The 12,371-nt window shown below is 67.5% G+C and carries 18 protein-coding genes; 5 read left to right on the forward strand and 13 right to left on the reverse strand.

The window, feature by feature from the left end; genetic code table 11:
* Positions 1-65: 65 nt before the first annotated feature.
* Positions 66-578 (forward strand): SigE family RNA polymerase sigma factor, encoded by a 513-nt coding sequence (locus J5V16_RS07330; RefSeq protein WP_208495415.1) that lies wholly within the window; start codon positions 66-68, stop codon positions 576-578.
* Positions 579-598: 20 nt separating this feature from the next.
* Positions 599-2,194 (forward strand): hypothetical protein, encoded by a 1,596-nt coding sequence (locus J5V16_RS07335; RefSeq protein ID WP_208495416.1) that lies wholly within the window; start codon positions 599-601, stop codon positions 2,192-2,194.
* A 94-nt stretch (positions 2,195-2,288) separates the two neighbouring features.
* Here J5V16_RS07335 and thpD read toward each other — a convergent pair whose 3' ends face one another.
* The 6 genes from thpD to J5V16_RS24280 all read right to left on the reverse strand — a co-directional run bounded on the left by thpD (position 2,289) and on the right by J5V16_RS24280 (position 7,326).
* On the reverse strand, positions 2,289-3,176 hold the full coding sequence (thpD, locus tag J5V16_RS07340) for an ectoine hydroxylase (RefSeq protein ID WP_208495417.1): 888 nt from the start codon (positions 3,174-3,176) through the stop codon (positions 2,289-2,291).
* Positions 3,177-3,236: 60 nt separating this feature from the next.
* Positions 3,237-3,650 carry an ectoine synthase gene (locus tag J5V16_RS07345; RefSeq protein ID WP_208495418.1) on the reverse strand — a complete coding sequence of 138 codons (414 nt, stop codon included), beginning with the start codon at positions 3,648-3,650 and terminating at the stop codon, positions 3,237-3,239.
* Positions 3,647-4,921: a diaminobutyrate--2-oxoglutarate transaminase gene (gene ectB / locus J5V16_RS07350; RefSeq protein WP_208495419.1), complete on the reverse strand. Its 1,275-nt coding sequence runs from the start codon at positions 4,919-4,921 to the stop codon at positions 3,647-3,649. The genes J5V16_RS07345 and ectB overlap by 4 nt, the downstream gene beginning before the upstream one ends.
* Before the next feature lie 117 nt (positions 4,922-5,038).
* Positions 5,039-5,632: a diaminobutyrate acetyltransferase gene (ectA, locus tag J5V16_RS07355; RefSeq protein WP_208495420.1), complete on the reverse strand. Its 594-nt coding sequence runs from the start codon at positions 5,630-5,632 to the stop codon at positions 5,039-5,041.
* 75 nt (positions 5,633-5,707) lie between these two features.
* Positions 5,708-6,658, reverse strand: coding sequence for a MazG family protein (locus J5V16_RS07360; protein WP_243900879.1), 951 nt, complete (start codon positions 6,656-6,658; stop codon positions 5,708-5,710).
* Positions 6,655-7,326, reverse strand: coding sequence for a hypothetical protein (locus J5V16_RS24280; RefSeq protein WP_243900880.1), 672 nt, complete (start codon positions 7,324-7,326; stop codon positions 6,655-6,657). The genes J5V16_RS07360 and J5V16_RS24280 overlap by 4 nt, the downstream gene beginning before the upstream one ends.
* A gap of 149 nt (positions 7,327-7,475) precedes the next feature.
* Here J5V16_RS24280 and J5V16_RS07365 point away from each other — a divergent pair, with 149 nt between their 5' ends.
* Entirely contained in the window at positions 7,476-7,877 is a 402-nt protein-coding gene (locus J5V16_RS07365) for a hypothetical protein (RefSeq protein WP_208495422.1), read from the forward strand.
* A gap of 99 nt (positions 7,878-7,976) precedes the next feature.
* Here J5V16_RS07365 and J5V16_RS07370 read toward each other — a convergent pair whose 3' ends face one another.
* Both J5V16_RS07370 and J5V16_RS07375 read right to left on the reverse strand, forming a co-directional pair.
* Positions 7,977-8,228 carry a hypothetical protein gene (locus J5V16_RS07370; RefSeq protein WP_208495423.1) on the reverse strand — a complete coding sequence of 84 codons (252 nt, stop codon included), beginning with the start codon at positions 8,226-8,228 and terminating at the stop codon, positions 7,977-7,979.
* Positions 8,221-8,436, reverse strand: coding sequence for a hypothetical protein (locus J5V16_RS07375; protein ID WP_208495424.1), 216 nt, complete (start codon positions 8,434-8,436; stop codon positions 8,221-8,223). The genes J5V16_RS07370 and J5V16_RS07375 overlap by 8 nt, the downstream gene beginning before the upstream one ends.
* Before the next feature lie 320 nt (positions 8,437-8,756).
* On the opposite strand from J5V16_RS07375, the gene J5V16_RS07380 reads away from it, so the two are divergent.
* Together J5V16_RS07380 and J5V16_RS07385 are read left to right on the forward strand one after the other, a co-directional pair.
* On the forward strand, positions 8,757-9,563 hold the full coding sequence (locus J5V16_RS07380; RefSeq protein WP_208495425.1) for a Scr1 family TA system antitoxin-like transcriptional regulator: 807 nt from the start codon (positions 8,757-8,759) through the stop codon (positions 9,561-9,563).
* Positions 9,560-9,805 carry a DUF397 domain-containing protein gene (locus J5V16_RS07385; RefSeq protein ID WP_208495426.1) on the forward strand — a complete coding sequence of 82 codons (246 nt, stop codon included), beginning with the start codon at positions 9,560-9,562 and terminating at the stop codon, positions 9,803-9,805. The genes J5V16_RS07380 and J5V16_RS07385 overlap by 4 nt, the downstream gene beginning before the upstream one ends.
* A 53-nt stretch (positions 9,806-9,858) precedes the next feature.
* Here J5V16_RS07385 and J5V16_RS07390 read toward each other — a convergent pair whose 3' ends face one another.
* From J5V16_RS07390 to J5V16_RS07410, 5 genes are read right to left on the reverse strand one after another with little or no spacing between them, the layout of a single operon-like run.
* The gene (locus J5V16_RS07390) at positions 9,859-10,311 is read right to left on the reverse strand and encodes a hypothetical protein (RefSeq protein ID WP_208495427.1); all 453 of its coding nucleotides are present in this window, start codon (positions 10,309-10,311) and stop codon (positions 9,859-9,861) included.
* Between the two features lie 15 nt (positions 10,312-10,326).
* On the reverse strand, positions 10,327-10,794 hold the full coding sequence (locus J5V16_RS07395; RefSeq protein ID WP_208495428.1) for a toxin C-terminal domain-containing protein: 468 nt from the start codon (positions 10,792-10,794) through the stop codon (positions 10,327-10,329).
* Between the two features lie 10 nt (positions 10,795-10,804).
* On the reverse strand, positions 10,805-11,527 hold the full coding sequence (locus J5V16_RS07400; RefSeq protein ID WP_208495429.1) for a WXG100 family type VII secretion target: 723 nt from the start codon (positions 11,525-11,527) through the stop codon (positions 10,805-10,807).
* 28 nt (positions 11,528-11,555) lie between these two features.
* Positions 11,556-11,867, reverse strand: coding sequence for a type VII secretion target (locus tag J5V16_RS07405; protein ID WP_208495430.1), 312 nt, complete (start codon positions 11,865-11,867; stop codon positions 11,556-11,558).
* Positions 11,868-11,869: 2 nt separating this feature from the next.
* Positions 11,870-12,250, reverse strand: coding sequence for a YbaB/EbfC family nucleoid-associated protein (locus tag J5V16_RS07410; protein WP_208495432.1), 381 nt, complete (start codon positions 12,248-12,250; stop codon positions 11,870-11,872).
* Positions 12,251-12,371 lie beyond the last annotated feature (121 nt).

A 12,371-nucleotide genomic window follows, 5' to 3' on the forward strand; every position in this document is an offset into this window, starting at 1 on the left:
GGCCACGCCGAATCCACCACACCGCGGCCGGCCCGGCCCCGACCCGTCACCTGAAAGAGGCCCCCGTGAAGACCAAGGAGCAGCAAGAGGCCGAGTTCCGTTCCTTCGCCATCGCCCAGCGCGAGAGCCTGCGCAGGTACGCGTACCTGCTCTGCGGGGACTGGTTCGAGGCCGACGACATCGTGCAGAAGGCGCTCACGAAGATGTTCGCGGCATGGCGGCGCGTCGAGCCGGGCGGTGCTCCGGCGTACGTCCGCAAAATCGTCACCAACGTGTACATCTCCCATCGGCGCTTGGCCTGGGTTCGCCGCGAGCGGACCAGTTCCGAACTGCCCGTTCAGGAACTCGACCGTCCACAAGAGGCTGTGGACGTGCGGTTGGAGCTGGTGGCGGCGTTGAACCTGCTGCCCGCCAGGCAACGCGCGACGCTCGTGCTCCGTTACTGGGAGCAATTGTCCGTCGATGAGACCGCGACCGCCATGAGCTGTTCGCCGGGGACCGTGAAGAGCCAGTCCGCCAAGGGCCTGCGCAAGCTCAAGGAGCTCCTTCACGACTCCCCCGTCCTGGCCCGGGTCTAGCGGAAGGAAGTTGAAGACCGATGAACCTGCAAAACGATCCAGGGGCGATGTTCCGCACCGTCCTGCCCGAAGCCCCGCCTCCGCCCGCTGAACTCGACCTCGACCAGATCGTGCGCGACGGCTACCGCGCGCGCCGCCGCCACCGCGCCCTCCTCGGCGGCGCCGCGACCACCGGTGTGATGGCCGTGGCCGGCCTCCTCGTCATCGGCGTGGTCGGCCTGCCGATCGGCGAGGCCGACCCCGCGGAGAACCGGACGGTGCAGGCCGACCCGCCCGCGGCCGAGTCGATAGAAGACCTGTCGATGGCCGGCTACCCCTACGACCACGCCTGGGAGTATCCCGAAGACCCCGAGACGAACGCGATCGTCGCGCCCGAAGAGGCGCAGGCCGTCGGCGCGGACGCCACCGAGGCGTTCGGGCAGCTCCTGGCCGACGCCGGGATCTGGGCCGACCCGGTGAACACGAACGACACCGGGGAGTGCGAGTACTTCGCGGAGGCGGGCCAGAACGTCGAGGAATGCGACGACGTCGAGACCGGCCTCCACGTCTCCCCGCTCCAGCGCCCCGGCAACTACGGCCAGACCTACCTGCGCAGCTACACCGGGGGCGCGGCCGAAGAAGCCGGCGACGAGCTCCGGACCACCTTCAACGTGGAGGTCCTGTGGCCGGGCGGCTGGACTCCCGAGCCCGGCCCGATCACCGACCAGCTGTTCCCGCAGCACCTGATCAGCGACGGCGCGTACTACACCGACGAGGCCCCCGACTTCGAGACCTCCACGCTCGACGACGGCCGGACCCTCATGACCGCCGACCACGGCTGCGCCTACGACATCGCCGTGGTCTACCCGAACGGCACCGGCCTGCGCGTCACGTGGGACGTCGACTGCGGCGACGGGGACCCGCACCCGGTCGAGCTGGCGGACCTGACCGACGCGGCGCTGGCGATGCCGCAGTACGAGTTCGACACGAGCACGCTCGAAGCCGTCGACGAGCTCATCGACGTCCCGACCGGCTGGGTCGACGACACCGGGTGGGAGTACACCCCCGAGGCGATCGACGGCGCCGCCGCGAGCGTCATCGGCGCCGCGGAGGCACTGGAGCAGGTCTACCCCGAGGCCACGCTCGGCGACCCGTCGGCCCGCACCCTGGGCATCACGGGCCGGGGCCTGGTCACGACCCGCAGCTACCACGGCTACGGGACGCTGCCCTACGAGACGACGATCGACGAGATGACCGGTCCGGTCAACTTCGAGCTGCGCTACTACCTGCCCGGCGGGTGGGTGCCGGGCATCAACCAGTTCCTCGACCGCGGGCCGTCCCTTGCGGGCTGCACCGAGACGGCCACGTGCGAGTACTGGGAGGGGCCGGACGGCTTGTCCTGGGCCTCCGAGTCGGTGGTCACGACGTACGAGCCGGGCGCGGGCGAGACTTGGGAGGCCTACACCGACAACGTGCTCGAGCTCCACATGTTCCACCCGGACGGCTGGGCCGCCAGCATCCATGTCAGCTGGACGGGCGACACCCCGATCGACGCGGACATGATCGGCCAGATCCTGGTGGCGATGCCCGCCCCGGTCTACGACGAGGACGAGGTGCCGGAGATCCCGGCCGGCTAGGTCCGCTCACCCCCTCGGAGCACGAACGAGGCGCGGGTCCGGCTCATCGAGCCGGGCCCGCGCCTTCCCCCGTCGCGGCGGCGCTGCGCGCCGCCTAGTTCAGGACGGTCCAGTCGCGGGAGCCGAGGTACTCGGGGCGGTGCTTCTCGGCCGCGAACGGCGCTTCCAGGGCGTTCTCGACGCTGTTGAACACGATGAACAGGTTCGAGCGCGGGAACGGCGTGATGTTCCCGTTCGAGCCGTGCATGCAGTTCGAGTCGAACCAGATCGCCGAGCCGGCGGGGCCGGTGAACTGGTGGATGCCGTGCTTGTCGGCGAGCATCCGCAGCGAGTCGTGGTCGGGCGTGCCGACTTCCTGCTTGACCAGCGAGGCCTTGTGGTTGTCCTCGGGGGTCGCGCCCACGCACGAGACGAACGTCTGGTGCGAGCCCGGCATGATCATCAGCGAGCCGTTGAAGTGGTAGTTCTCGGTCAGCGCCAGGGAGAGGCTGACCGCGCGCATGCGCGGCATGCCGTCCTCGGCGTGCCAGGTCTCGAAGTCCGAGTGCCATTCGAACGGCGCGCCGCCGAACCCGGGCTTGTAGTTGACGCGGCTCTGGTGCACGTACACGTCCGAGCCCAGGATCTGGCGGGCGATCCCGGCGATCCGCTCGTCGCGGATGAGCTCGGCGAAGTGCGCCGAGAGGCGGTGCACGTCGAAGACCGAGCGGATCTCGTCGGTGCTGCGCTCGCGGATGACGCGCTCGTCGCCGTCGAGGGCCGGGTCGCGCAGGATCTGGTTCAGTTCGGTCTGGGCGGCGGCGAGCTCGCCCGGTTCGAGCAGCGCCTGGATCGCGGTGAACCCGTCGAGTTCGTGCGCGCCGAGCTGCGCCTCGTCGAGCGGCCCGTCGCCGGGCTTGCCCCACACGGCGGGGTCCTCGGTGCGGTAGACGAGGCGCGGCTCCTTGAAGCGCCGCGTCGGGTAGAGGTCGGTGGACTGCATGGTCGTTCGCTCCTCACTGCGCCGCAAGGCGAGCGGCGCGTTGATCGGCAGTTCGGTGAGCTAGTCGTCTTCGGTGAGCAGGGGGTAGGTGCCGTCGGCGTCGTGCACCTCGCGGCCGGTGACCGGCGGGTTGAACACGCACACGCACCGCAGGTCCTCCTCGACGTCGAGCGTGTGCCGCTCGCCGCCGTTGAGCAGGTACATGGTGCCCGGGGTGAGGGCGTGGACGTCGCCGGTCTCGTGGTCGCGGAGCTTGCCGGAGCCTTCGATGACGTATACGGCCTCGGTGTGGTTGGCGTAGCGCATCGTGGTGGAGGTCCCGGCGAACAGGACGGTGTCGTGCAGCGAGAACCCGACCTTGTCGCGGGCGAGCAGCAGCCGGCGCGAGCGCCACGTGCCGCGGGCCTGGTCGCGGTCGTGCCCTTCGACGTCAGCGTCCGTGCCGATGAGGTCCTGGAGTCGTCTGACGATCATGCGGACCCCTTCGCGGCGGCTTCCTTGGCAACGGTCGCAACGGCTTCGCGGACGATGGCGACGCCCTCTTCGAAGTCGGCGCGGCTCGTAGTGAGCGGCGGGAGGAACTTGACGACCTCGTCCTCGGCACCGGAGGTCTCCATGAGCAGGCCGTTCGCGAAGGCCTCCTGGCAGACCTGGCCCGCGTGCGCCGGGTCCTCGAAGGCCATGCCGCGCGCGAGGCCGCGCCCGCGCGTGGAGACGCCGAGTTCGGCGTGGCTGGCGGCGATGTCGGTCAGCTCGGCGTCGAGCCAGGCGGCGTCGCGGTCGACGCCGGCGGTGAACTCGTCGTCGCGCCAGAACGTCTCGAGCGCGGCGGTGGCCGTGACGAACGCGGGCGCGAACCCGCGGAAGGTCCCGTTGTGCTCCCCCGGCTCCCACACGTCCAGGTGCGGCTTCATGAGGGTGAGCGCGAACGGCAGGCCCATGCCGGACAGGGACTTCGAGAGGGTCACGATGTCCGGGTAGATCCCGGACCGCTCGAACGAGAAGAACGGTCCCGTTCGGCCGCAGCCCATCTGGATGTCGTCGACGATGAACAGCATGTCGTGCTCGCGGCACAGGTCCTGGAGCCCGCGCAGCCAGGCGTCGGAGGCGACGTTGATGCCGCCCTCGCCCTGCACGGTCTCCACGATCACGGCCGCGGGCTGGTCGAGCCCGGACCCGGAGTCCTCCAGGAGGCTGCGCAGCCACAGGAAGTCGGGGGTCTGGCCGTCCATGTAGTTGTCGTAAGGCATGGTCGCGGCGTTGTTGAGCGGTACGCCCGCGCCGCCGCGCTTCATCGAGTTCCCGGTGACCGCGAGGGCTCCGAGGGTCATGCCGTGGAAGCCGTTCGTGAAGGACACGACGGTCTCGCGGCCGGTGTACTTGCGCACCAGCTTGAGCGCGGCCTCGACGGCGTTGTTCCCCGCGGGGCCGGGGAACTGGACCTTGTAGTCGAGGTTCCTGGGGGCGAGCACGACGTCGCGGAACGTCTCCAGGAAGGTGCGCTTGGCGCTGGAATAGGCGTCGAGGGTGTGGACGACGTTGTCCTCGGCGAGGTAGCCCAGGAGGGCTTCCTTGAGAACGGGGTGGTTGTGCCCGTAGTTGAGCGAGCCCGCACCGGCGAAGAAGTCGATGTACGACCTTCCCCGCTCGTCGTCGATGCGGCTGCCCTTGGCGGTGGTGAACACCGTGGGCCAGTTGCGGCAGTAGGAGCGGACTTCTGATTCGACCTGTTCGAAAACCTGCATGATCTCTCTGGGTCGGCCTGGTTGAGCTGTCCTCCGCTTCCCGGCGCCCGCTGCTTGGGTTCGGACGCCGGGCGCATACCCGGGCCGGCACATGTCGGTGCCCGGGTAGGGCCGGGCTCAGTCCGGCAGCGCGCCTTCGAGCGTCCGCGCCGGGCCTGCGAACGGCCCGATGCGGTGGAGCACTTCCGGCTCGTGGCCGGAGCCGAGCTCTTGCTCAGAGAACAGCACGTCGCGCGTCAGGTCCGCACCGTTCGCCTGGGCGAACGACTCGAACAGGCGCATCGACGCTTTGTTGTCCGGAGTCACCGTCGTCTCGACGTAGCGGACTCCGTTGGAGCGCATGCGAAGGACCGCGTGGTCCAGCATGCGCCGCGCCAGTCCCCGGCGGCGGAAGCCGGGCGCGACCGCGACCTGCCAGACGAAGTACACGTCCGGCGCGTCGGGCCTGCGGTAGCCGGTGATGAATCCCGCGATCACGCCGAGCGGATCGCGGGCGACGACGCTGGTGGCCGCGAAGTCGCGGCACCACAGCACGTATCCGTACCTGCTGTTGACGTCGAGGTTCCCCGTCTCGCGGGCGAGGTTCCAGAGTTCGGCCCCTTCGGTCGGGGTCGGCGAGCCGAAGCTCAGGTCCCCGTCGGGATCGATGTAGTCCTTGACCTGGGTGGCCGGGCCTTTGGGGCCTATGTCACTTGCGTCACCGGATGGCATGCGATCGACCGTAGCAAAGAAAGCCACGATTGTTAAGTCCACGGGAACGATATTGTGAAGTACCGAATAAATGATCTAGCGTTCGATGTCCTCCGCGACGTGCCCGAGCGGGTCGAGGCGCTCGAGCCCCGCCCGTTCGGTGATCGCCTTGCGAAGCGCCAGTTCAGGGTCCACTCCCGCGGCCCGCGCCGCAGCGACGGCGGCGAGCAGGAAGTCCCCCACCTCGTCGGCTTCGAGCTTGATGTCGGCCGGGAACTCGGGCAGTTCCAACGGCTCGCCCTGGTCGTGGAACCGCTCGATGACCTTGGCGGCCAACGACAATGAAGGCAGCTGCCGTGAGACGCCGTCGGCCGGGTGGTCCCGGTGCGGCTTCTCGGCGGCCTTCGCCTCGTTCCAGTGCTGGTAGAGGTCGTCCGGGTCGGCGTCGCCCCACACGTGCGGGTGGCGGCGGATGATCTTCTCGACCAGGTCGCCCGCCACATCGTCGATGTCGAAGTCCTCGGCGAGCGAGGCGTGCAGGAGCGGCTGGAACAGCAGGTCGCCGAGTTCCTCGCGCAGCTCGTCCGGGTCGCCGCCGCTGATCGCGTCCAGGACCTCGTACGACTCCTCGAGCAGGTACGGGCCGAGCGTCTCGTGCGTCTGCTCCTTGTGCCACGGGCAGCCGTCCTCCTCGGCGTGCAGCCGCGCCACGGCCTCGACCAGGTCGAGCAGGCGCGCGCCGGGCGGATCCCAAGAGCCGTAGACGACTTCGAGCTCGACCTCCCCGCCCGCCACGTACTCGGCGAGCGCTTCGCGCAGCTCCTCGTCGCCCTCCTCGCCGACGATCCACACCCCGCCGGTCTCGATGAACTCGGCGGCGTCCTCCACGAGCTCGACGTCGATCCCCGCGTCGCGCACGGCCTCGACGGTCGGGCTCTCGAAGAACGCGGCCACCGCCTCGGCGTCCTGCAGGGCGTCCCACGCCTCGACGGTGAGCAGCCCGGCGGGAATGCGCGGGGAGGTCAGAAGCCAGGTGATCTCGCTCAACGCTGCGGCACCTCGACCTTGAACACGCCGATCAGCGGGCTGATGTCGATCGCGCCGTAGCGCGGGTTCACGGACACGTCGTACTCGGCGATGTACCCGTTCAGGTCGTCGGCGAGCCCGGCCTGCTGCTCGCCCCAGGCGCGCACGACCTCCTCGATCACCGTCGGGTCGGACTGCGCGGCCATGGTGAACTCCGTGAACTCCTCCTGGGTGAGCCCTTCGGAGGTCGCCCATTCCTCGACCACGCGCTGCAGCAGGTTCTGGTCGGGCATCACGGTCGCCATGAGCACGTCGTCTTCAGTCTCGGTCAGCTCTCGGGGCTCGGCCGCCTCGGTGAGCTCGTCGTAATACTTCCCGGCCTCGATGAGCTGGGCCTCGAGCTCGTTCGCCGCGCCATGCGTGTCCGGGGCCTCCAGCCCGATGGCCCGGCCGAGCTCGGCCACGAGCACGATGGCAGCGGCCTGGGTCCGGCTGTCCCCGTAGCTGATGTCGGCGAGGGTCGCCCCCTGCTCGAGGTACGCGTCGATCTCGCCGTCCACATAACCGTCGAGTGTGGCCTCCGTGACGCGCTGGTCGCCGACGAACATCGCGGCCCCCTGCTGACTGCCGCAGGCCCCCAAGGCCAACAGCCCGATCGACGCCACCGCGACAAGCCTGAGTTTGCGCACTGCAATTCCCTTCCACTCGACTGCCCCTGTGACCTTAGCCTCACCAAAGATTCCTCCACAATCCCCCCACCCCGCCCGATCCAGGAGACCTGTCCGAATTCCGACATGAGGGTTCACGAGATGAGTTGGTTTCGCTACTTTTCGCAGTCATGTCGAGAAAGAAGCAATCGTTCCTCGTGAAGAACTGGGGCTACCTGCTCCTAGTGCTCGCGATCGTCTTCTGGGCGAGCCGAGACATCGGTCCCGGGCTGGCGCTCATCGCGTTCTTGTTGACGGGAGTCTGGACGCTGACCTTGGCCCCACTCTGGTGCGGTGCGGAAACCCGCTCCGGCGACAGCTGCCGCAAGAACTCCTACGGCCTCCTGATGGGGTGCAGTCTCCGCCAGCACCGCTGGCAGAAGCTGCAGGACCTGTTCAACGTCAAGCGGATCCGCGAAGCGTTCGCCGGATGGTTCACCGGACCGCAGAACCGCATCGCCGTCTGTGGGCTCGCCTTGTCCGTGCTCGGAACCTTCGTCACTCCGACGCAGTTCCTCATGGCCTTGAAGTAGGAAGAGGACGGGCCGACCGGTCCCCACCAGATCGGTCGGCCCTGCAAGGGGCGCTCGCGACGGCTCGGGCCTGGGGCCGGGCCGGGGCGCTCCTCTTTTTCAGTGGTGCTTCTTGACGACCTTGCGGGTCTCGGCGACGATCCAGGGGCACCAGCGGTCGCGGTTCCAAGCCCCGTGCCAGTACGGCGATTCGCCGACGCCCTCCTCGAAGGTCGCGGCCGGATTCGGGCCGCCGCCGTTGTCGTGGCAGTCGACGCGGATCACGTTCGGGTCCTTGGCGGTCTGGTACACCGTGAAAGTGGCGGGGCCGCGCTGGAACTTGCCGAGGTACTTGTCTCCGGTCTCAGCCATTGCACACCCGCACATTCCCGGACGCCGGCGGCCGGCCGTTGTAGAAGACCATGAACGCCTGGTCCTTGCACCAGGACTTCCATTCGGCGCCGGCCGAGCGCCAGCCGTCTCCCCATGTGGCCCTGAGGTTCCAGGACGCCAGGCCCGAGACGATCACCACGATGTCCGCCGGGTCCCCGCCCGAGTACACCTGGAACGAGTCGGGCACATCGGCACTCGACGCGCGGACCGTGAATTGGCGTTGCCCGTCACTGAATCGACCCCGAGTCAGCGGGTCCTGCGCGCCCTGCCGCGCACTCAGTTCTTCTCGCATCACTCGATCTCCTCCCATCCGCATCAGCGGTGTTGAGTCGAGAGTAGGGAGCAAGGAGGATTGTCTCAAGGCGAAAGGCCAGGTAGGACTGTTGGCAATCCGACAGTGAAATACATTGGGACACAAGCATGTGGCAGTATGGTCTGCCAAACTGCCATTCGGAACGCGCGACTGCTTGAGGTTGCACAATCCGTTGTGGTTGCGATACTGAGTTGATGTCGACGGCATCTGAACTTCGCAGGCAGGTCGGTCGCGAGCTTGCGGCGCAACGGGAACTCGCGGGAATCAAGGTCACCGACAAGGAAGCGGCCGCGATCGTGGGATCGACCCGGACGCTCAAACGGATTGAGGCGGGCATCAAGGTGCGGGTGACCTTCGTGGTCATCGGCCGGCTCGCCGAGTACTACGGGGCGCCGAGGCAGACGCGATTCGAGCTGGAACGCATCTGGCGGTTCGTTGACGATGAGATCTGGGCTCAGCCGAGCCACGCGGTCGAGAACTCGGGGTGGGACGTCTACCTGGAGTTCGAGCGCCTGTCGGTCGGCCTGGACAAGTTCGAGACCATGCACGTGCCGGGTCTGGCACAAACAAGGGCTTACATGCAAAGAAGATTCGAGCGCGGCGACATCGCCCGCGAAGGGCACCGTGAGTTGATCGAGGACCGATTGGCTCGACAGGACGACTTCATGAACCGGCTCGAATCGACCCGAAGGCGGTTCCTCTTGTACGAGGGGGTCCTCCACGGAGGCTGCGACCAGGAGCAACTGGAGAAGATGATCGAGCTCGACGAGCACCCGAACGTGACGATCAAGTACCTGCCCCTGGCAGACGGGCCATATCTGAAGTTGGATGTGCCCTTCTCCGTACTATCCTTCAGGAACATCGAGGAGCCCAGCATCGTGTATCTGGAGAGCCCCTACGAGCACCGGTTCTATGAGAACAGCGACGCCGTAGGCACTTACCACCGGATTTTCGAGGGAGGGCTCCGACAGGCCAAGTCTCTGAAGGAGTTCAACCGATGAGCCAAGATGGGTGGCGAAAGTCGAGTCGGAGCCAGGGCGAGAACGGCAACTGCGTTGAGCTGCGAGTTACCCCGTGGCGCAAGTCGAGCCGAAGCCAAGGCACCGCGAATAGCGATTGCGTCGAGGCTCGCTCGGCCGGCACCGGCTTCCAGGTCCGTGACAGCAAGCTTGGCGACGACTCCCCGATCTTCGACCTGAAGACCGCCGATTTCACCGCGCTGCTCCAGCGAGCCGACCGGTAGCCCGACAGACAACCCCGAACGGCCCAGCCAGATCGGCGGGGCCGTTCGCTCGTCTACAGCATGGCGTCAGTGACCACGATCGACCGATACGGGTCGATGTCGGCCTCGTCGATCCGCCACTCCGAGATCTGGTGCCCGTCCTCGGTGACCGTCTCCCGCTCCTCGGCGAGCGTGCTCGGATCGTCGAGAGTCCAGCCGGCAGGGAGCTCATCGACGAAGAACAGCCCGTCCTGGAGGTAGAAGAACCCGTCGCCCGGGTTGTAGATCGTCCAGCCTCGGAAGAAGTTCGCGGACGCAGGGTCCTGCACGTTGGTCAGCAGCACCCCGACCGCGCCGCCGCTCGACACCTTGGCGAGCTGCGCCCGCCAGCTTTCGGTGTACTGCTGGAGGTCCCAGTGGTCCAGGGAGGCCTGGAAGTACTCGACATCGCCGTTCGGGAAGGCAAGGCTTCCGGCGAAGTACTGGTTCGCGTCCGCTGCGTGCGTAGAAGCGGTGACGGTGAACATTGGCTGCCTGGCTCCCTAGTCCTTGAGGCGGTTCAGATCGGAATCGTACGTGCCGATGCGGCGGCCCTTCCGGTCGAACATCTTCCAGCCGTCCGAGGTGTTGTGCCCGTCGATGTCGCGGGAGATGTACGTCTTGGTCTTCGGGTTGTAGTAGACCGTCTGGCCGTGGCTGTCGAACTCCGCCTTCTGCGCCGGGATCCGCCGGGTGTACCCGAGCTCCGCGGCCCGTTCCGTGTCGGACTTGGGCGTCGTGGAGTCGTCGTCCTTCGGATCGTCCGAGTCCTTGGGGTCCTTCGGGTCGTCGGCGCCCTTCGGACGGGCTTTGTCGCTCTCGGCGTCCTGCTTGTTCTGATCCATCTGGCCGCCCACCGGCGGCTTCGGTGGTCTCCGGTTCTTGTTCTTCCGCGCATGGAGACCGGTGAGCGCCAGGAGCACCGCGAACATGATCGCAGCTCGGAAGGCTCCAGGGGTGCGTCGCTGCATGAGCGGCCTTTCAGACGTCGAGGAGAGCACGGAGGGATTGGATCGAGGTGATCAGGCCCATGAGCCAGCCGAAGATCCTGCCGACCCACTTGACCACTGCTGCGGCGAGCTGAGCCGCAACGATCGGCGCGGCCGCGCCGGCGGTGAACACGACCTCCGCGAGCCAGACCACCACCTTCGCTATGCAGTCGGCGACGAATCCGCGGACGAACTCGCGCACCATCGACACGAGATTCCCCGCGCCCCGCACCGCTTCGCCCATGCCGAGCGCGGTCGCGCCGAAGGCCCCCACGAGGTCGACGTTGAAGTCGGCCATATCGCGGTAGGCCTCGGCGGCGTCGTCCTGCCACGTCGGGATCTCCGAGTCGACTGCGGCTTCGAACTCCTCGCCGATGGCGAACAGCTCGTTGGCGATGTTGTCCCAGGTCATCGCTACCGTTTCGATGGTCTCCGGGTCGCCGGCGAGCCAGTCGAGGGCTTCCTTCAACGGCTCGACCTGCTCGATCGCCCATTCGATGCCCATGGACAGCAGCGTGCTGAACGGGTCGATGAGCGTGGACCCGACGTTCAGGGCCGCGCCGAGGCCGGCGATGGACCCGTCGATCCAGCTGCCCTCCTTGATCGCGTCGCGGATGCCGGTGTAATCCTCGTAGAAGCCGAATCCGGTTCCGGCGTCACGGTAGCCGGCCTGGCCTTCCTTGATCTGGTCCGAGGTGGCGATGAGGTCGTTCATATGCGGGTCACTCCAAGGGGTTCGAGTGTCAGATCTCGGATTCGAGTCGGGTGAAGTCGTCGGCCGACTGGGTGTCCGCGTCCTCGTATGCGGCTGCGCACTCCTCGATGGCCTGTGCGAGGAGGACGAAGTTCTCGGCCATCGAGGCCATGCCCGAGTCCTGGTCCTGGTGCCGCTGCTCCATAAGCGGCGGCAGCATCGCGCAGAGCTTGCCGTAGGCATCGTCTGACATCGCGATGTGCGAGCTGGCCTCCTTGATCGCGGCGAATCGCTCATTGAGCGCGCGCAGGTGCGAGGCGTGGGACCGCAGCTCCTCGGGATCGACTTCCTTGGCGGCCACGGCTACCGGTCCTCTTGGGCGCTGGTCTTGAAGCCCGCCATGAGGGCTCGTCCGGTCGGAGAGTCGTCGCCGACCGTCTCGCGCACGACGGCCGCCGCCGCTTCGGCCAGTTGGCGCTTCGCGTTCTGGTACGCCTGGAGCATCGCCCTCGCTGTGTATTCGGCAGGCTGGCGGGTGATGCGGTCCTTCGCCTGGACGTCGAGCAGATCGCCGCTGTGGCTGATCGTCACAGTGATCATGCCGTTGTCGTCGGACGCCGTGACTCGGAGCGCCTGGAGGCCTTCTGCGGCGGCCTGGGTGTCGGCGGCGCGCTGCTCTGCTCGGGCCTTCCATGCCTCCAGGCGTTCCCTGGCGCCTTCGACGTCGAGGAGGGGGTTGTCCATGATCGAGCTCCGTTCCGGTTGGGGCCGTTGAGGGGTACAGGTCAACGGCCGTCGCCCGATGAGCACTATAGGTGACGCCCGCTCTAGGGCTTGGCGCTACGAGTTCGCGGGACCCCGTTGG

Origin of the sequence: Glycomyces niveus (assembly GCF_017592475.1) — a bacterium.
In the GTDB taxonomy this organism is placed as follows: Bacteria; Actinomycetota; Actinomycetes; order Mycobacteriales; family Micromonosporaceae; genus Glycomyces; species Glycomyces niveus.